This window comes from Hydrogenophaga sp. PML113, from assembly GCF_001777155.1.
GTDB classification, from domain to species: Bacteria; Pseudomonadota; Gammaproteobacteria; order Burkholderiales; family Burkholderiaceae_C; genus Hydrogenophaga; species Hydrogenophaga borbori.
This window is the reverse complement of the sequence record NZ_MIYM01000007.1, coordinates 85,034-101,770: the sequence shown is the minus strand read 5'-3', so window position 1 is coordinate 101,770 and position 16,737 is coordinate 85,034. Positions and strand designations below refer to the sequence as shown.

The 16,737-nt window shown below is 66.8% G+C and carries 19 protein-coding genes; 3 read left to right on the top strand and 16 right to left on the bottom strand.

The annotated features are described in order from the left end of the window. Position 1: 1 nt before the first annotated feature. The 5 genes from pheS to thrS all read right to left on the bottom strand — a co-directional run bounded on the left by pheS (position 2) and on the right by thrS (position 4,563). Entirely contained in the window at positions 2-1,054 is a 1,053-nt protein-coding gene (gene pheS / locus BHU06_RS14765) for a phenylalanine--tRNA ligase subunit alpha (protein WP_070399973.1), read from the bottom strand. Between the two features lie 105 nt (positions 1,055-1,159). Beyond that, positions 1,160-1,522, bottom strand: coding sequence for a 50S ribosomal protein L20 (gene rplT, locus BHU06_RS14760; RefSeq protein WP_009517526.1), 363 nt, complete (start codon positions 1,520-1,522; stop codon positions 1,160-1,162). Positions 1,523-1,545: 23 nt separating this feature from the next. Beyond that, on the bottom strand, positions 1,546-1,749 hold the full coding sequence (gene rpmI / locus BHU06_RS14755) for a 50S ribosomal protein L35 (protein ID WP_070399972.1): 204 nt from the start codon (positions 1,747-1,749) through the stop codon (positions 1,546-1,548). Between the two features lie 185 nt (positions 1,750-1,934). Further along, on the bottom strand, positions 1,935-2,540 hold the full coding sequence (infC, locus tag BHU06_RS14750) for a translation initiation factor IF-3 (protein WP_083293252.1): 606 nt from the start codon (positions 2,538-2,540) through the stop codon (positions 1,935-1,937). A 115-nt stretch (positions 2,541-2,655) separates the two neighbouring features. Beyond that, a complete protein-coding gene (gene thrS, locus BHU06_RS14745; RefSeq protein ID WP_070399970.1) occupies positions 2,656-4,563 on the bottom strand; it encodes a threonine--tRNA ligase in 1,908 nt (635 codons plus the stop codon). A gap of 243 nt (positions 4,564-4,806) precedes the next feature. On the opposite strand from thrS, the gene BHU06_RS14740 reads away from it, so the two are divergent. Next, complete coding sequence (locus BHU06_RS14740; RefSeq protein WP_070399969.1) at positions 4,807-5,676, top strand: alpha/beta fold hydrolase; 870 nt, start codon at positions 4,807-4,809, stop codon at positions 5,674-5,676. Positions 5,677-5,862: 186 nt separating this feature from the next. Here BHU06_RS14740 and aceA read toward each other — a convergent pair whose 3' ends face one another. After that, positions 5,863-7,194, bottom strand: a complete 1,332-nt coding sequence (gene aceA, locus BHU06_RS14735; protein ID WP_070399968.1) for an isocitrate lyase — start codon at positions 7,192-7,194, stop codon at positions 5,863-5,865. A 319-nt stretch (positions 7,195-7,513) separates the two neighbouring features. On the opposite strand from aceA, the gene BHU06_RS14730 reads away from it, so the two are divergent. After that, on the top strand, positions 7,514-8,416 hold the full coding sequence (locus BHU06_RS14730) for a DMT family transporter (protein WP_083293251.1): 903 nt from the start codon (positions 7,514-7,516) through the stop codon (positions 8,414-8,416). 16 nt (positions 8,417-8,432) lie between these two features. Here the strand turns inward: BHU06_RS14730 and BHU06_RS14725 are convergent, their stop codons facing one another. Beyond that, positions 8,433-9,104 (bottom strand): sulfite exporter TauE/SafE family protein, encoded by a 672-nt coding sequence (locus BHU06_RS14725; protein ID WP_070399966.1) that lies wholly within the window; start codon positions 9,102-9,104, stop codon positions 8,433-8,435. Between the two features lie 8 nt (positions 9,105-9,112). Further along, positions 9,113-10,510 (bottom strand): oxygen-independent coproporphyrinogen III oxidase, encoded by a 1,398-nt coding sequence (gene hemN / locus BHU06_RS14720; protein ID WP_070399965.1) that lies wholly within the window; start codon positions 10,508-10,510, stop codon positions 9,113-9,115. A 115-nt stretch (positions 10,511-10,625) separates the two neighbouring features. On the opposite strand from hemN, the gene fnr reads away from it, so the two are divergent. Continuing rightward, positions 10,626-11,345: a fumarate/nitrate reduction transcriptional regulator Fnr gene (gene fnr, locus BHU06_RS14715; RefSeq protein ID WP_070399964.1), complete on the top strand. Its 720-nt coding sequence runs from the start codon at positions 10,626-10,628 to the stop codon at positions 11,343-11,345. Here fnr and BHU06_RS14710 read toward each other — a convergent pair. The 8 genes from BHU06_RS14710 to ccoS all read right to left on the bottom strand — a co-directional run bounded on the left by BHU06_RS14710 (position 11,323) and on the right by ccoS (position 16,736). Further along, positions 11,323-11,571, bottom strand: a complete 249-nt coding sequence (locus BHU06_RS14710) for a hypothetical protein (RefSeq protein ID WP_070399963.1) — start codon at positions 11,569-11,571, stop codon at positions 11,323-11,325. The two genes, fnr and BHU06_RS14710, sit on opposite strands and share 23 nt — an antisense overlap. A gap of 1 nt (position 11,572) precedes the next feature. Next, on the bottom strand, positions 11,573-11,863 hold the full coding sequence (locus tag BHU06_RS14705) for a hypothetical protein (protein WP_070399962.1): 291 nt from the start codon (positions 11,861-11,863) through the stop codon (positions 11,573-11,575). A 19-nt stretch (positions 11,864-11,882) separates the two neighbouring features. Further along, on the bottom strand, positions 11,883-13,307 hold the full coding sequence (gene ccoG, locus BHU06_RS14700) for a cytochrome c oxidase accessory protein CcoG (RefSeq protein WP_070399961.1): 1,425 nt from the start codon (positions 13,305-13,307) through the stop codon (positions 11,883-11,885). Between the two features lie 40 nt (positions 13,308-13,347). After that, entirely contained in the window at positions 13,348-14,259 is a 912-nt protein-coding gene (gene ccoP, locus BHU06_RS14695) for a cytochrome-c oxidase, cbb3-type subunit III (protein WP_070399960.1), read from the bottom strand. A gap of 25 nt (positions 14,260-14,284) precedes the next feature. Further along, positions 14,285-14,422, bottom strand: coding sequence for a cbb3-type cytochrome c oxidase subunit 3 (locus BHU06_RS14690; RefSeq protein WP_070399959.1), 138 nt, complete (start codon positions 14,420-14,422; stop codon positions 14,285-14,287). A 12-nt stretch (positions 14,423-14,434) separates the two neighbouring features. Then, positions 14,435-15,061 carry a cytochrome-c oxidase, cbb3-type subunit II gene (gene ccoO, locus BHU06_RS14685; protein WP_070399958.1) on the bottom strand — a complete coding sequence of 209 codons (627 nt, stop codon included), beginning with the start codon at positions 15,059-15,061 and terminating at the stop codon, positions 14,435-14,437. Positions 15,062-15,071: 10 nt separating this feature from the next. Beyond that, positions 15,072-16,520, bottom strand: a complete 1,449-nt coding sequence (gene ccoN, locus BHU06_RS14680) for a cytochrome-c oxidase, cbb3-type subunit I (RefSeq protein ID WP_070399957.1) — start codon at positions 16,518-16,520, stop codon at positions 15,072-15,074. A gap of 78 nt (positions 16,521-16,598) precedes the next feature. Further along, positions 16,599-16,736, bottom strand: a complete 138-nt coding sequence (gene ccoS / locus BHU06_RS14675) for a cbb3-type cytochrome oxidase assembly protein CcoS (protein ID WP_070399956.1) — start codon at positions 16,734-16,736, stop codon at positions 16,599-16,601. Position 16,737 lies beyond the last annotated feature (1 nt).

Genomic DNA, 16,737 nt, shown 5'->3' with positions numbered 1-16,737 from the left:
CTTATCGGAACTGGCTGAGGAAACGCACGTCGCCGTCGAAGAACAGGCGCAGGTCATTGACGCCGTAGCGCAGCATGGTCAGGCGGTCGGGGCCCATGCCAAAGGCGAAGCCGATGTAGCGCTCGGGGTCGAGGCCCATGTTGCGCACCACGTTCGGGTGCACCTGGCCGGAGCCCGCCACTTCGAGCCAGCGCCCGGCCAGCGGGCCGCTCTGGAACTGGATGTCGATCTCCGCGCTCGGCTCGGTGAACGGAAAGAAGCTGGGGCGAAAGCGCAGCACCAGGTCGTCGCTCTCGAAGAAGGTGCGGCAGAAATCGGTGAAGACGACCTTGAGGTCCTTGAAGCTCACGTTCTCGCCAATCCACAGGCCCTCGCACTGGTGGAACATGGGCGAGTGGGTGGCGTCGCTGTCCACGCGGTAGGTGCGGCCCGGCGCGATGACGCGGATCTCGGGCATGCCCTGGCCGGCGTCCAGGGCCGCGCGGTGGCGCTTGACGTGCTGCACCGCGTGGCGGATCTGCATCGGGCTGGTGTGCGTGCGCAGCAGATTGGGCGCTTTCGCCGAGCCGCCTTCCACGTAGAAGGTGTCGTGCATGGAACGCGCCGGGTGGTCCTCGGGGGTGTTCAGGGCCGTGAAGTTGAACCAGTCGGACTCGATCTCGGGCCCCTCGGCCACCTCGAAACCCATGGAGCCGAAGATGGCCTCGATGCGCTCCAGCGTGAGGCTCACCGGGTGCAGCCCGCCCGCGCCGCGCTGACGGCCCGGCAGGCTCACGTCCAGGGCCTCGGCCTTGAGCTGGGCGTCCAGCTCCGCGTCGGCCAGGGCCTGGCGGCGCTGCGTCAGCGCGCCCTCGATGGCCTGCTTGGCCAGGTTGATCGCAGCACCGCGGGTCTTCTTCTCGTCCACCGACAGGGCAGCCATGCCCTTCATCAACTCGGTGATGCGGCCCGACTTGCCCAGGTAGCGCGCCTTGGCGTTCTCCAGGTCGGCCGGCGTGGCGGCCTGCGCGAACTCGGCGCGCGCCGCCTCGGCCAGGTTGTCCAACTCGTTCATTCGATGCGTGTCCGATGCAATGAAAAAAGGGTTGAAGCCGGCGGGTCACCCCTCAAGCCTCAACCCCTTAGAACGGCAGCGGGCGCCTGCGCGCCCGGCCGGGAATCAAGCGGTGGCCAGCTTGGCTTTGACCTGCTCCACGATGCTGCCAAAAGCCGCCGGGTCGTTGACGGCCAGGTCGGCGAGGACCTTGCGGTCGATCTCGATCTGGGCCTTCTTCAGACCGTTGGCGAACTGGCTGTAAGTCAGGCCGCAAGCGCGCGCACCGGCGTTGATACGCGCGATCCACAGCTGGCGGAACACGCGCTTCTTGGTGCGGCGATCGCGGTAGGCGTACTGGCCCGCCTTCATCACCGCCTGTTTGGCGATGCGGAAGACGTTGCCGCGGCGGCCGCGGAAACCTTTGGCCAGAGCCAGGACTTTTTTATGGCGGGCGCGAGCCGTGACACCACGTTTGACGCGAGGCATATGCTTCTCCTAGTTCGTCTTGATTACAGGCCAGCGAACGGCAGCATCTGCGCCATGTGACCCATGTTGGTCTCATGGACGTTGACGGCCCCGCGCAGGTGGCGCTTGTTCTTGGTGGACTTCTTGGTCAGGATGTGACGCTTGAAGGCTTGACCGCGCTTGACGGTGCCACCGGGACGAACGCGAAAACGCTTCTTCGCGCTGCTCTTGGTCTTCATTTTGGGCATGGAAATGCTCCTTTTGATTTGTGCTCGCGAGGCGCCGCGGCAACCAGCCACGGTCTTGATGGGCCCCGAGCCACTTCTGGTAAGGCCCTTTCGGGTCTTCCTTTCGGCACCGGCCTTGCGGCTGGTACCTCAAGCCGGCAGGGGACCAACCCTGCCCGCTCAATTCTTCAAACAACCCCGGCGTCTCAGGCCGCCGTGGGGCTGGCCGCCGGCGCCGCCGTTTCGGCCGCGGGCTTCGCCGCCACCTTCTTGCGGCTCGGCGCGATCATCATGATCATCTGGCGCCCTTCCAGCTTCGGGAACTGCTCCACGATGATCAGGTCACCCAACTCGTCGCGGATGCGGTTCAGCAGCGCCAGACCGAGTTCCTGGTGCGTGATCTCGCGGCCACGGAAGCGCAGCGTGATCTTGCACTTGTCGCCGTCGTCCAGGAACCGGCGGATGTTGCGCATCTTGATGTTGTAGTCGCCGTCGTCGGTACCCGGGCGGAACTTGACTTCCTTGATCTCGATGACCGTCTGCTTGGCTTTCGCTTCGGCCGCCTTCTTCTGTTCCTGGTACTTGAACTTGCCGTAATCCATCAGGCGGCACACCGGCGGATTCGCGGTGGCGGCGATCTCCACGAGATCGACGTCGAGCTCGCCAGCCATCCGAAGGGCTTCCTGCAAGCTCACGATGCCCAAGGGCTCGTTGTTCGGGCCGTTGAGGCGAACCTCGGGGGCCATGATTTCCCGGTTCAGGCGGTGCGCGCGTTCTTCACGCTGGCGGCGGTCGCGAAAGTTGGTAGCGATGGTGCGTTTCCTTCAAGTGGGCCGGTGAATCAAAAGCGGCCTGTCGGCCGCGGGGCTGCTCGCACCATGGGCGCCCGGTGATGCGGCGGCTTCACCGGGCCATGCCCGAGGGCGTTCAAGCCTTGGATGAAACCGATGTCGCGACGAGCTGGGAGAAGGCCTCCAGCGACATCACGCCCAGGTCTTTGTTGCCCCGGGCCCGCACCGCCACGGCGCCAGCGGCCTTTTCCTTGTCGCCCACAACGGCAATGAAAGGCAGCTTTTGCAATGCGTGCTCCCGTATTTTATACGTTATTTTCTCGTTGCGCAGATCTGTTTCGACTCTAAGCCCTTGATTCTGCAGTGATTTCGCGATTTCACGACAGTAATCGGCCTGCGCGTCCGTGATGTTGAGCACCGCCACCTGCACCGGCGCCAGCCAGGTGGGCAGCGCGCCGGCGTGCTGTTCGATCAGGATGCCAATGAAACGCTCCAGGCTGCCAACGATGGCGCGGTGCAGCATGATGGGGCGCTGCCGGGAGCCATCTTCGGCCACGTACTCGGCGTCCAGGCGCTCGGGCATGTTCGGGTCGACCTGCATCGTGCCGCACTGCCACTGGCGCCCCAGGGCGTCCTTCAGCGTGTACTCGATCTTCGGGCCGTAGAAGGCGCCCTCGCCCGGCAGGTACTCGAATTCGCAGCCCGACGCTCGCAGGCCCTGGGCCAGGGCGGCCTCGGCCTTGTCCCAGCTCTCCTCGCTGCCGATGCGCTTCTCGGGGCGCGTCGAGAGCTTGTAGAGGATCTCAGTGAAGCCGAAGTCCTTGTAGACCTTCTGCAGCAGCGTCGTGAAGGCGGCGACCTCGGCCTGGATCATGTCTTCGGTGCAGAAGATGTGGCCGTCGTCCTGCGTGAAGGCGCGCACGCGCATGATGCCGTGCAGCCCGCCCGTGGGCTCATTGCGGTGGCAGTTGCCGAACTCACCGAAGCGCAGCGGCAGGTCGCGGTAGCTCTTGATGCCCTGCTTGTAGATGAGGATGTGGCCAGGGCAGTTCATCGGCTTGAGCGCGTAGTCGCGCTTTTCCGACTCCGTGGTGAACATGTTCTCGCGGTACTTGTCCCAGTGGCCGGTCTTTTCCCACAGCGCCTTGTCCAGGATCTGCGGACCCTTGACCTCCAGGTAGCCGTTGTCTCGGTAGACGCGGCGCATGTACTGCTCCACCTCCTGCCAGACCACCCAGCCCTTGGGATGCCAGAACACCGTGCCGGGGCTGTGCTCGTCCAGGTGGAACAGGTCCAGCTCGCGGCCCAGCTTGCGGTGGTCGCGCTTCTCGGCTTCCTCCAGCATCGTCAGGTATTGCTGCAGCTCTTCCTTGGTGGCCCAGGCCGTGCCGTAGATGCGCTGCAGCATCTCGTTGCGGTGGTCCCCTCGCCAATAGGCGCCGGCCACCTTCATGAGCTTGAAGTGCTTGAGCTTGCCCGTGCTGGGCACGTGCGGACCGCGGCAGAGGTCCTCGAACCCGCCTTCACGGTAGAGGCTCACGTCCTCGTTGGCCGGGATGCTGGCGATGATCTCGGCCTTGTAGTGCTCGCCCATGGCCTTGAAGTGGGCCACGGCCTCATCGCGCGGCAACACGCGGCGCTCGACCTTCTCGTCCTTGTTGGCGAGTTCGGCCATGCGCTTCTCGATGGCGGCCAGGTCGTCGGGCGTGAAAGGACGTTTGTACGAAAAATCGTAGTAGAAGCCGTTCTCGATGACCGGGCCGATGGTGACCTGCGCCTCGGGATACAGCTCTTTCACGGCGTAGGCCAGCAGGTGGGCGGTGGAGTGGCGGATCATCTCCAGGCCGTCGGCGTCCTTGGCCGTGACGATCGCGAGCGAGGCGTCGCGATCGATGGTGTAGCTGGTGTCGACCAGCCGGCCGTCCACCTTGCCGCCCAGCGCGGCCTTGGCCAGGCCACTGCCGATGGAGGCCGCGACGTCGGCCACCGTCACCGGTGCGGGAAAGCTGCGTTGCGAACCGTCGGGAAGCGTGATCTGGGGCATGGTGGGTATCCGGAAAACAAAAAAGCGCGGCTGGGGCCGCGCTTTCATGGGGAAGAGGAAAAGGACTCGGGCAGGCGCGAACTGCTGGCCTCAAGAGGCCGCGAAGAAAAACGCCTGAGTTCGCGGTGTCATAACCGACATGCCTTTCTCGCTCTTTCTGGTGGACGGAAACATAGATTGTCCCACAAAGGGCCCTGGCCGTCCCCTGCGGACAGGGCACGGCGTTTGCCGGCAAGACGTCCCATGAATCCCATCACCCTTCTGCGGGTCCAGGGCACCGACGTGGCGGTCCGCCTGAGTGGCGACCGGGGCCAGCCAGCCCTGCTGATGATCCACGGCTTCCCGAGCTCGTCCGGATCGTTCCGGCACGTGATCGACCCGCTCGCGCGCGACTGCTTCGTGATCGCACCCGATCTGCCGGGCTTCGGCCGCTCTTCGCCCATCGAGCCAGCCTCCTTTTCGCGCCTGGCGGACATCGTCGGCGAACTGTTGGAGCGACTCGGGGTGGCCTCTTTCCACCTCTACCTGCACGACCACGGCGCAGCGGTCGGACTCCACCTCGCCACGCGCACGCCGGACCGCATCCGCGGGCTCATCGTCCAGAACGCCAACGCCCATGAGAGCGGCCTGGGACCGCAATGGTTGGCCACCCGGGCCTACTGGAAGGCCCCCTCACCCGAGCGGGAAGCCGAGGCGACCGCGCACCTGAGCTTCAAGGGAACACGCGACCAATATGTGGCCGGCATACCGGACGACCTGGCCGCGCGCATCGACCCGCAACAGTGGGAAAGGGACTGGCGCACCATGAACCTGCCCGGCCGGCTGGCGACGCAGCGCCAGCTGGTGCTGGACTACCGCCACCACGTCGCGCGCTTCGCGGACATCGCCGACTGGCTCGCCCGCTGGCAACCGCCAGCGCTGATGCTGTGGGGCCGGCACGACGCCTTCTTCGCGCTCGAAGAGACCCTCTCGTGGATGAAGGACCTGCCGCGCATGGAAGCGCACATCCTTGATGGCCCGCATTTCCTGCTGGAAACACACGCGGCCGAATGCGCGGCCCTCATGCGCGCCTTCATCGAACGCGTGGAAACACGGCACCGACCGAACCCCTGACCCACCCAACGTGGCCCCGAAGGTCGCGCCGTCAGCGCCCCCTGCCGAAAAGAAGCCCCCCTGGCAGACAGCGGAGCGGCTGGCGGATCGGACCGCCGGGCGGCCGACTGTCCGCCCCCCAGCAAAAAGGCCGCCCCGAAGGGCGGCCCTGTCTCCTCGAGTGTCCTCGCGATCCGTGGATCCGGCTCAGTGGAACTGCTCTTCCTCCGTCGAGCCCGTCAGCGCCTTCACGCTCGACGAACCGCCCTGGATCACCGTGGTCACGTCGTCGAAGTAACCCGCGCCCACCTCCTGCTGGTGCGACACGAAGGTGTAGCCCTGCTCGCGCGCCTTGAATTCGGGCTCCTGCACCATCTCCGTGTAGTGCTTCATGCCTTCGCCGCGGGCGTAGGCGTGGGCGAACTGGAAGGTGTTGAACCAGTTGATGTGGATGCCGGCCAGGGTGATGAACTGGTACTTGTAGCCCAGCGCCGAGAGCTCGTCCTGGAAACGGGCGATGGTCTTGTCGTCCAGGTTCTTCTTCCAGTTGAACGAGGGCGAGCAGTTGTAGCTCAGCAGCTTGCCCGGGCTCTTGGCGTGCACGGCCTGCGCGAATTCGCGCGCGAAGCCCAGGTCGGGCGTGCCGGTCTCGCACCACACCAGGTCGGCGTAGGGCGCGTAGGCCACGCCGCGGCTGATGGCCTGCTCCAGGCCGTTCTTGACGCGGTAGAAGCCTTCCTGGGTGCGCTCGCCGGTGAGGAAGGGCTTGTCGTTGGCGTCGTGGTCGCTGGTGATGAGGTTGGCTGCCTCGGCGTCGGTGCGGGCCAGCACGATGGTGGACACGCCCATCACGTCGGCGGCGAAACGTGCAGCGATCAGTTTTTCGATGGCTTCCTGCGTGGGCACCAGCACCTTGCCGCCCATGTGGCCGCACTTCTTCACGGCGGCCAGCTGGTCCTCGAAGTGCACACCGGCGGCGCCGGCCGCGATCATGTTCTTCATCAGCTCGAAGGCGTTGAGCACGCCGCCGAAGCCGGCTTCCGCGTCGGCCACGATGGGCAGGAAGTAGTCGATGAACTCCTTGCTGCCCGGCTCGATGCCGCGGCCCCACTGGATCTCATCGGCGCGCTTGAAGGTGTTGTTGATGCGTCGGACCATGGTGGGCACCGAGTCGTAGGCGTAGAGCGACTGGTCCGGGTACATGGTTTCGCTGGTGTTGCCGTCGGCCGCCACCTGCCAGCCCGACAGGTAGACCGCCTCCAGCCCCGCCTTGGCCTGCTGCATGGCCTGGCCGGCGGAGATCGCGCCGAAGGCGTTCACGTAGCCCTTCTTGGCGCCGCCGTTGATTTTTTCCCAGAGCTTTTCCGCGCCGCGCTTGGCCAGGGTGTGCTCGATGTGCATGCTGCCGCGCAGGCGCACCACGTCGGTGGCGCTGTAGCCGCGCTTGACGCCTTTCCAGCGCGGGTTCGTCGCCCAGTCTTTCTCCAGGGCTTCGATCTGTTGCGCGCGGCTGAGCTGTTCGGTGAGGGACTGGGGCATGGGGACACTCCTTGGGGGGGTTGATGGGTACCGGGGCGGCGTTCGCGGCAAAGGCGTTGCCGTTGGACATGACTCTAAGTCTTGTAGAAGACTTAAATCGTCTCTTATGTCTTATACAAGACAAAAATTTTCTTCTTATAAATCAATGAAATTTTCATTGATTTTTTCAATACGAAATTCAATTTCCCATATCAAGAAATTTTTCCGCGACGCAGCATTCCACATTTTCTTGATGTGAAAAGCAAATTCCTCATCCCGAAACCCACGCCAGTGGCTGAGGCATGATGCGGACCACCCCGCCCCCGCCCACACTTTTCCCGTGACCTCCCTTCACCGTGCCACGGCCTACGCTTGCCTGGCCCTGAGCATGGCGCTCGTGGGCAGCTATGTGGCGCTGTCCAAGCCCCTGGTGCTGGTGTTTCCGGTGTTCCTGCTGGCCTGGCTGCGCTTCGGCATCGGCGCCCTGGCCATGTGGCGCTGGCTGCGCAAGCCCGCCGACGAGCCCCCCCTGAGCCCGCGCACGCGCGCCCTGCTCTTCCTCGAGTCCTTCCTGGGCAATTTCCTGTTCTCCATCTGCATGCTCTACGGCGTGAGCCTGACCACCGCCGTGGCCGCGGGCGTGGTGATGTCGTCCATTCCCGCCGTGGTGGCGGTGCTCAGCGCCATCTTTCTGCGCGAGCGCATCGGCGCGCGCAGCGCGGCGGGCATCGCCTGCGCGGCCTTGGGCATCGGCCTCTTTTCGCTCGACAAGGGCGCCGGCCCGGCCGTGGGCGGCGCCCAGGCCCTGCTCGGCAACCTGCTCGTGTTCGCAGCGGTGGTGTGCGAGGCGTCCTACGTGGTCATCGGCAAGCGCCTCACCGAGGGCCTGGGACCCAAGCGCATCTCGGCCATCATCAACCTCTGGGGGCTGGCGCTGGTCACGCCCCTGGGCGTGTGGGCCGCGCTGAGCTTCAACTTCGGCGCCGTGGCCCTGCCCACCTGGGGCCTGTTGGTGTTCTACGCGCTGGCGGCCAGTGTGTGGACGGTGTGGCTGTGGATGACCGGGCTCAAGACCGTGCCCGCCTCGCAGGCCGGCGTGTTCACCGTGATGCTGCCCATCAGCGCGGCGCTCATTGGCGTGGTCTTCATGGGCGAACGCCTCAGCGGCCTGCAGCTGCTGGCTTTTGGCATCGCTCTGCTGGGCCTGGTGCTGGCCACACTCCCGAGCCGTACCAAGACCTGACGCCGGGCGGCGGTCTTCACAAGCACCACAGACCCGTCGGTTGGGTGATGCCCATCCACAGGGCCCAGCCCGAGGCCAGCAGCAGCGCCAGCCCCGCGAGCCGGATGCCCCAGGCGCCCGAGCGCGCCTCGCGCAGGCGCAGCAGCAACCAGGGCCCGGCGAACAGCGACACGGACGAGCCGATGGCGAACAGCGCCATCACCGCCGCGCCCTGCACCGCGTCGGCCGAGAGCGAGGCCACCAGCAGCGCCGAATAGAGCAGACCGCAGGGCATGAGCGCCCAGCCGAAGCCCAGCACCCAGGGCGCGCGCGGGCCCAGGCGGGCGATGGCGGGTTTCGCGCGGCGCCAGATGCCCTGGCCCATGCCGTCAACCCACGCCGGCTGGCGCGCCCGCCAGAGCAGCCAGGCGCCCAGCAGCAGGGCCGCGACGTGGAACATGGTCCACAGCGGCCGGATCACCTGCGTGTGCGCGCCCAGCCAGGCCAGCCCCTGCACCGAGCCCGCCGCCAGCGCTCCCACGCTGGCGTAGCCAGCGACGCGGCTGAACTGGAACGCCAGCAGCGCGCGCGTGCCGCGCTCGCCGGCCACACGGCCGATGCCCGCGCAGGCCGCGCCGCACATGGCGATGCAGTGCGGCCCACCCACCAGGCCCATGAGCAGCGCCGTGATCAGCAGTGAACCGGACATCGGTGCGCTCAGAGAATCCTTGAAAACCGCGCGCGGTCCTGGTCGGCCTGCAGGTGGCGGTCGAACACCATGGCGATCGCGCGCACCAGGTACCAGCCGGTTTCGGTCACCTGCACGCCCTGCTCGTCCATGGTGACCAAGCCCTCGTCCACGAAGGGCTCGAGCGCGCGCAGCTCGTTGGCGAAGTAACGGCGACTGTCGATCAGGTGCCCCAGGTCGATGGCCTCGAACTGCAGTTCGCCCTGGCACATCAGGGACATGATCACCGCACGGCGCAGCACGTCGTCGCGCGTGAGCGCCAGGCCACGCACGATGGGCAGGCGGCCCTGGTCGAGCAGGTCCACGTACTCGTCCAGGGTCTTGGCGTTCTGGCTGTAGGTGGCGCCCACCCGGCCGATGGCCGACACACCGAGCGCGATGAGGTCGCAATCGGGCTGGGTGCTGTAGCCCTGGAAGTTGCGGTGCAGCCGGCCCTGGCGCTTGGCCACGGCCAGGGCGTCGTCGGGAAGGGCGAAGTGGTCCATGCCGACGTAAACGTAGCCCGCCGCGCGCAGGATGTCCAGCGAGGCCGATAGCATGGCCAGCTTGTCGGCCGCGCCCGGCAACTCGGCCGCCACGATGCGCCGCTGCGGCTTGAAGCGCGCCGGCAGGTGCGCGTAGGCGTACAGCGCCACGCGGTCCGGCCGCAGGGCCTGCAGCTGCGCCAGCGTGCGCCGGAAGGACTCGGGCGTCTGCAGCGGCAGACCGTAGATCAGGTCCACGTTGACCGACTCGAAGCCGATCTGCCGCGCCGCGTCGACCAGCGCGAACACCTGCTCGGCCGGCTGCACGCGGTGCACGGCCTTCTGTACGGCGGGATCGAAGTCCTGCACACCGAAGCTCAGGCGGTTGAAGCCCAGGCGGTGCAGCGCGCGCAGGCGTTCGGCGCTCACGGTGCGCGGGTCCACCTCGATGGAGTACTCGCCGCCCGGCGCGAGCGCGAAGTGGCGCCGCAGCATGGCCATCAGGTCTTCCAGCTCGGCATCGCTCAGGAAGGTGGGCGTGCCGCCCCCCAGGTGCAGCTGGGACACCGACTGGCCCGCGCCCAGGTGCTCGATCTGCAGGTCCAGCTCGCGCGAGAGGTGGCGCAGGTACTCGGCGCCGCGCGAATGGTGTTTTGTAATAACTTTGTTGCAAGCGCAGTAGTAGCACACCGATTCGCAGAACGGGATGTGCACATACAGCGACAGGGGCAGCGCCATCGACCCGGCCCGCCGCTGTCCCAGCGCCAGACGGTAGTCCTGCTCGGTGAAGGCCTCCACGAAGCGGTCGGCCGTGGGATAGGAGGTATAGCGCGGCCCCGGAACGTCGAAGCGACGCAGCAGTTCATCGGGGATCACATGGCTCACGGCGGGTCCTTCTGGCATGGCCCCACTGTGCCGGCTGGCGGGCCCAGACGCCTTGATCCTGGTCAAGCGGCTCTGTGATCCCGAACCCAAAGGGGTATGCTCGCTCCCTGTCATGCACTCAGGAACGACGCACATGGACGCGCAACGCATCAAAGTGGCGTGCTCAAGCTGCAACCTTCGCGAACTCTGCCTGCCCATGGGCCTGAGCGCAGAGGAAATGGGCCAGCTCGACACACTGATTTCCTCCCGCAAGCGCGTCAAGCGCGGCGAAGCCCTGTTCTCCGTCGGCGATCGCTTCACCTCGCTCTACGCCGTGCGCTCGGGCTTCTTCAAGACCTGCGTGACCACCGCCGACGGGCGCGACCAGGTCACGGGTTTCCAGATGGCGGGCGAGATCATCGGCCTGGACGGCATCGTGAGCGACCACCATGCCTGCGACGCGGTGGCGCTGGAAGACGCCGAGGTCTGCGTGATGCCCTTCAACCAGGTCGAAGAGCTGTCGCGCCAGTTCACCCCGCTGCAACACCACGTGCACCGCATCATGAGCCGCGAGATCGTGCGCGACCACAGCGTGATGCTGCTGCTGGGCAGCATGCGCGCCGAGGAGCGGCTGGCGGCCTTCCTGCTCAACCTGGTGCAGCGCCTGCAGGCGCGTGGCTTCTCGCCGTCCGAGTTCAACCTGCGCATGACGCGCGAGGAGATCGGCAGCTACCTGGGCATGAAGTTGGAGACGGTGAGCCGCACCTTCTCCAAGTTCGTCGACGACGGCATCATCGACGTCAAGCAGCGCTACGTGCACATCAAGGACACCGAGGCGCTGCGGCGCATCGTCAATCCGCAGACCTGCTCCTGAGCGCTTCCTGCGGCGGCAAGGCCAGCCACAGGCTCAGGCTGCAGGCGACGGCCGTCACCGCCCAGAACACGAAGAAGGCCACCGTGTAGACGGCGGGGCGCGACCAGTCGAGCGCGACGCCCTGCCAGTGCAACTCGCCCGGGTCCACCACCGCGAACACCAGCATCTCCAACACGCCGGCCATCAGGAATGACGGCCAGCCCACCCACATCCAGCGGCGGCCCATGTCAGTGGCCACCCTCGCGGACCACGGGCGAGGCCGCGTGGTTGCGCGCCTGGTGCGCGGGCTGCAGGCCGATCAGCGCCTCGTCGCGCTGCGGGCCCTGCAGGCGGCGTGCCTGCTCCAGTGTGGCCTGGTAGGCGGCCTTGTCGAGCACCGGGTCGGCGCCCTCGATGGCGATGACGGCGGTGCCGATGGCCGCCACCACCACCACCAGCGGCCCGCCCACCACCAGCCACATGGGGCCCACGCGCCACCAGGGCTCGGGCGCGTCGGTGCTCATCGGATCGGGGTTCATGGGGTCTCCTGCGAAAGCGTCATCGGGGAACGAGGAAGGTGCTCTTCTCACGCACCCGCACGCGCTCGTCCTGGGCGGCGCGCACTTCGAACTGGATGGGGTGCGAGCCGCTCGCGGCCACCCCGGGCGGCACCTGGACCCGCGCGGCGACGGCGCGCACCTCGGCGGGCGCCACCTCCACACGATCGCCAGACGCCAGGGCGATGCCCGGCAGGCCCTCCACGCGCAGTTCGTAGGTCTGCGCCACCTCGGTGGCATTCATGATCTGCAGCCGGTAGACGTTCTCGACGCGGCCTTGCTCCACCTCGCGCGCCAGCGCGCCGCGGTCGCGGATCACGTCCACCTTGAGCGGCGTGCGCAGCCAGAGGCTGCCCAGCACCGCCAGCGACACCGCCAGCAACACGCCGCTGTAGACCAGCACGCGCGGGCGCAGGGCGCGGCGCAGCATCTGCGCGCGGTTCCAGCCCTTGGCGACACCGTTCTGCGTGGCAAAGCGGATCAGGCCACGCGGGTAGCCCACCTTGTCCATCACCTCATCGCACACGTCCACGCAGGCGGCGCAGCTGATGCACTCGTACTGCAGGCCTTTTCGGATGTCGATGCCGGTGGGGCAGACCTGCACGCACAGGGTGCAATCCACGCAACTGCCCAGACCAAGGGCCTTGGGGTCGGCCTTGCGGCTGCGCGCGCCACGCGGCTCGCCGCGCCCCTCGTCGTAAGTGACGATCATCGTGTCCCGGTCGAACATGGCGCTCTGGAAGCGCGCGTAGGGGCACATGTACTTGCACACCTGCTCGCGCAGGAAGCCCGCGTTGCCGTAGGTGGCCAGGCCGTAGAACAGGATCCAGAAGGTCTGCCAGGGCCCGAGCGACAGGCTGGCCACCAGGCCCGCGAGCTCACGGATCGGCGTGAAGTAGCCGACGAAGGTGAAGCCCGTCCACAGCGACAGCGCGCCCCACAGCCCGTGCTTGAGCGCGCGTTTGCCGAACTTGGCCGCGCTCATGGGCGCGGCGTCCAGGCGCAGCCGCGCGGAGCGATCGCCCTCGACCCGGCGCTCGATCCACATGAAAATTTCCGTGTACACCGTCTGCGGGCAGGTGAAGCCGCACCACAGGCGCCCGGCCACCGCCGTGAACAGGAACAGCGCCAGCGCCGAAATGACCAGCAGCCCGGTGAGGTAGATGAAGTCCTGCGGATACAGGATCAGGTCGAACAGGTAGAAGCGCCGCGCCTCCAGGTCGAACAGCACGGCCTGGCGGCCGTTCCAGGGCAGCCAAGCCAGGCCGTAGAACACCAGCTGCGTGGCCCACACGAAAAACCAGCGCCAGCGCGCGAACACGCCAGTGACCGAGCGCGACTGAATCTTCTCCTGCGCGGCATAGAGCGAAACGACGATTTCCTCGTCGTCGCCGGGCGGCGCGGGCTGGATCGGAATGGTCTTCATGTCGTCTGGCGGGCCCGACGCGCGGGCCGCCGCCGGGTCCTCAGGGTTTGGCGGGCCGGTTCGACAGGCCCCACACGTAGGCCGTCAGCACGCGGATCTGGTCGGCGTTGAGCAGCTGGTTCTGCGCCGGCATGCGGTTGTCGATGCCGTTGGTGATGGCGCGCACGATGGCCTCCTCGCCCCAGCCGTGCAGCCACACACCGTCGGTGAGGTTGGGCGCGCCCAGCGCGGTGTTGCCCTTGCCGTCCATGCCGTGGCAGGCCGCGCAGGCGGCGAACTTGGTTCGGCCCTGCGAGGCGCGCACGCGGTCGTGCGGGCTGTTGGACAGGCTGAGCACGTAGTGGGCGACGTTGCGCACATCGTCGGCGCTGCCCACGGCCGCGGCCATGGGCGGCATCACGCCGTGGCGGCCCTGGGTGATGGTGGTCTCGATGGCCGCGGGCTCGCCACCGTGCAGCCAGTCGCCGTCGGTGAGGTTGGGGAAGCCCTTGGAGCCGCGCGCGTCCGAGCCGTGGCACTGGGCACACTGGTTCATGAACAGGCGCTCGCCGATCGCCATGGCCTGCGCATCGCCGGCCAGGCGCTCGGGCGGCTGGTCGTGGAACTGCGCGTACAGCGGCGCGATGGCTTCCTGGTGGCGCTGCACCTCGACGGTGTGCTGGCCGCTGGACGTCCAGCCCAGCACGCCCGCGTAGCGGCCGTACATGGGGTACAGCAGGCCATAGGCCAGGGCGAAAACGATGGTGATGACGAACAGCCAGACCCACCAGCGCGGCAGCGGGTTGTTGAGTTCGCGCAGGTCGCCGTCCCACACGTGGCCGGTCGTGTTGTCCTGGCCCGGCTTGACCTTGGTGGTGCCGGCCACCCACAGCAGCACGCCGCAGGCCAGGATGCTGACCACCGTGATGGCGCCGACGTAGATGGACCAGAAGTCGCTGGTGAAATCGCTCATGATGGTTCCCGTGTGTGGGGGTGGCTCATTCGTCCTGGAACGGCAGGCGGGCCGCCTCGTCGAAGCGCTCGCGGTTGCGGCGCGACCAGGCCCAGGCCACGATGCCCAGGAAGACCAGCAGGCTGATGACGGTAACGATGGAACGCAGGGTGTTGATGTCCATGGCAGCCTCTCCTTACTTCAAGGCGGTGCCCAGCACCTGCAGGTAGGCGATGAGCGCGTCCATCTCGGTCTTGCCCTTCGCCGCCTCGCTGGAGGCGGTGATCTCCTCGTCGCTGTAGGGTGCGCCCAGGGTGCGCAGCGCCTTCATGCGCGCCGGCAGGCCAGCGGCGTCGACGGTTTTCTTCTCCAGCCAGCTGTAGGCCGGCATGTTGGACTCGGGCACCACGTCGCGCGGGTTGTTCAGGTGGATGCGGTGCCATTCGTCGCTGTAGCGGCCGCCCACGCGCGCCAGGTCGGGGCCGGTGCGCTTGCTGCCCCACTGGAAGGGGCGGTCGTAGACGAACTCGCCGGCCACCGAGTAGTGGCCGTAGCGCAGGGTCTCGGCCTGGAAGGGGCGGATCATCTGCGAGTGGCAGTTGTAGCAGCCTTCTTTCACGTACACGTCGCGGCCCGCGAGCTGCAAGGCGGTGTAGGGCTTGAGCCCTTCCACCGGTTGCGTGGTGGATTTCTGGAAGAACAGCGGCACGATCTCGACCAGGCCGCCGACCGAGACCACCAGGACGATCAGCACGATCATCAGGAAGTTGCTGGTCTCGATGCGCTCGTGCGTGAAGCCGGTGGGTTTGTCTTGTTGCGACATGCGATTCACCTCAGGCGTGGGCGGGTTGGGCGGCCGGAATGCGCACCGGCTCGATGCGGCCGTTGCGCGCCGTCATCACCGTGTTCCAGAGCATCACGCACATGCCGGCCAGGTACAGCAAGCCCCCGGCCAGGCGGATGACGTAGAAGGGGAAGGTCGCCTTGACCGATTCGACGAAGGTGTAGGTCAGGCTGCCATCGGGGTTGACGGCGCGCCACATCAGGCCCTGCATCACGCCGGCGATCCACATGGCGGCGATGTAGAGCACGATGCCGATGGTGGCGATCCAGAAGTGCAGCTCGATCGCGGGCACCGAGTACATCTTCTTCTGGCCGTACAGGCGCGGGATCAGGTAGTACATGGAGCCCATGGTCACCAGGCCCACCCAGCCCAGCGCGCCCGAGTGCACGTGGCCGATGGTCCAGTCGGTGTAGTGCGACAGCGCGTTCACCGTCTTGATGGACATCATCGGACCCTCGAAGGTCGACATGCCGTAGAACGAGAGCGAGACGATCAGGAAGCGCAGGATCGGGTCGTCGCGCAGTTTGTGCCAGGCGCCCGACAGCGTCATGATGCCGTTGATCATGCCGCCCCAGCTGGGCGCCAGCAGGATCAGCGAGAACACCATGCCCACGGACTGCGCCCAGTCAGGCAGCGCGGTGTAGTGCAGGTGGTGCGGACCCGCCCACATGTAGGTAAAGATCAGCGCCCAGAAGTGCACGATGGACAGCCGGTACGAATACACCGGGCGCTCGGCCTGCTTGGGGATGAAGTAGTACATCATCCCCAGGAAGCCGGCCGTGAGGAAGAAACCCACGGCGTTGTGGCCGTACCACCACTGCACCATCGCGTCCTGCACGCCCGCGTAGGCCGAGTAGCTCTTGGTGAGGCTCACCGGCAGGGCCGCGCTGTTGACGATGTGCAGCAGCGCCACGGCCAGGATGAACCCGCCGAAGAACCAGTTGGCTACGTAGATGTGGCGCACCTTGCGCAGGCCGATGGTGCCGAAGAACACCACCGCATACGCCACCCACACCAGCGCGATCAGGATGTCGATCGGCCACTCGAGCTCGGCGTATTCCTTGCCCTGTGTCATGCCCATGGGCAGCGTGATGGCCGCCAGCACGATGACCACCTGCCAGCCCCAGAAGGTGAAGGCGGCCAGACCGTCGGAGAACAGCCGGACCTGGCTGGTGCGCTGCACCACGTAGTAGCTGGCGGCGAACAGGCCGCAGCCGCCGAAAGCGAAGATGACCGCGTTGGTGTGCAGCGGTCGCAAGCGGCCGTAGCTGAGCCATTCGATGCCCAGGTTGAGGGCCGGCCAGGTGAGCTGCGCGGCGATGATCACGCCGACGAGCATGCCCACCACGCCCCAGAAAACGGTGGCCAGGGCGAACTGCCTGACCACCTTGTCGTTGTAGACCGTGGGGTCGGCGGATGCCTTGTTGTTGACGGCCATGCGGATACTCCTCTCGATGTTGCACCGGGAGTGTCCCGGCCCGGCGGCCGGACCGGCTTGACCTAGGTCAAGCCGGTGTCATTCCTCGTGGAGGATGCGTTCGCCTTCGCGCTCGACGCCGTCGAACTGGCCCGACTGCAGCGCCCACCAGAACACGCCGATGACGCCAAAGACGATGAGGACCGACAGCGGGATCAACAGGTACAGGACATCCATG

Coding starts and splice junctions, on each gene's coding strand:
- fnr (WP_070399964.1), top strand. CDS start 10,626: ATGGACGCGCAACGCATCAAAGTGGCGTGCTCAAGCTGCAACCTTCGC.
- BHU06_RS14705 (WP_070399962.1), bottom strand. CDS start 11,863: ATGAACCCCGATCCGATGAGCACCGACGCGCCCGAGCCCTGGTGGCGC.
- BHU06_RS14690 (WP_070399959.1), bottom strand. CDS start 14,422: ATGGACATCAACACCCTGCGTTCCATCGTTACCGTCATCAGCCTGCTG.
- aceA (WP_070399968.1), bottom strand. CDS start 7,194: ATGCCCCAGTCCCTCACCGAACAGCTCAGCCGCGCGCAACAGATCGAA.
- ccoN (WP_070399957.1), bottom strand. CDS start 16,520: ATGGCCGTCAACAACAAGGCATCCGCCGACCCCACGGTCTACAACGAC.
- pheS (WP_070399973.1), bottom strand. CDS start 1,054: ATGAACGAGTTGGACAACCTGGCCGAGGCGGCGCGCGCCGAGTTCGCG.
- thrS (WP_070399970.1), bottom strand. CDS start 4,563: ATGCCCCAGATCACGCTTCCCGACGGTTCGCAACGCAGCTTTCCCGCA.
- BHU06_RS14725 (WP_070399966.1), bottom strand. CDS start 9,104: ATGTCCGGTTCACTGCTGATCACGGCGCTGCTCATGGGCCTGGTGGGT.
- rpmI (WP_070399972.1), bottom strand. CDS start 1,749: ATGCCCAAAATGAAGACCAAGAGCAGCGCGAAGAAGCGTTTTCGCGTT.
- ccoS (WP_070399956.1), bottom strand. CDS start 16,736: ATGGATGTCCTGTACCTGTTGATCCCGCTGTCGGTCCTCATCGTCTTT.
- rplT (WP_009517526.1), bottom strand. CDS start 1,522: ATGCCTCGCGTCAAACGTGGTGTCACGGCTCGCGCCCGCCATAAAAAA.
- hemN (WP_070399965.1), bottom strand. CDS start 10,510: ATGCCAGAAGGACCCGCCGTGAGCCATGTGATCCCCGATGAACTGCTG.
- BHU06_RS14710 (WP_070399963.1), bottom strand. CDS start 11,571: ATGGGCCGCCGCTGGATGTGGGTGGGCTGGCCGTCATTCCTGATGGCC.
- ccoO (WP_070399958.1), bottom strand. CDS start 15,061: ATGTCGCAACAAGACAAACCCACCGGCTTCACGCACGAGCGCATCGAG.
- BHU06_RS14740 (WP_070399969.1), top strand. CDS start 4,807: ATGAATCCCATCACCCTTCTGCGGGTCCAGGGCACCGACGTGGCGGTC.
- ccoG (WP_070399961.1), bottom strand. CDS start 13,307: ATGAAGACCATTCCGATCCAGCCCGCGCCGCCCGGCGACGACGAGGAA.
- ccoP (WP_070399960.1), bottom strand. CDS start 14,259: ATGAGCGATTTCACCAGCGACTTCTGGTCCATCTACGTCGGCGCCATC.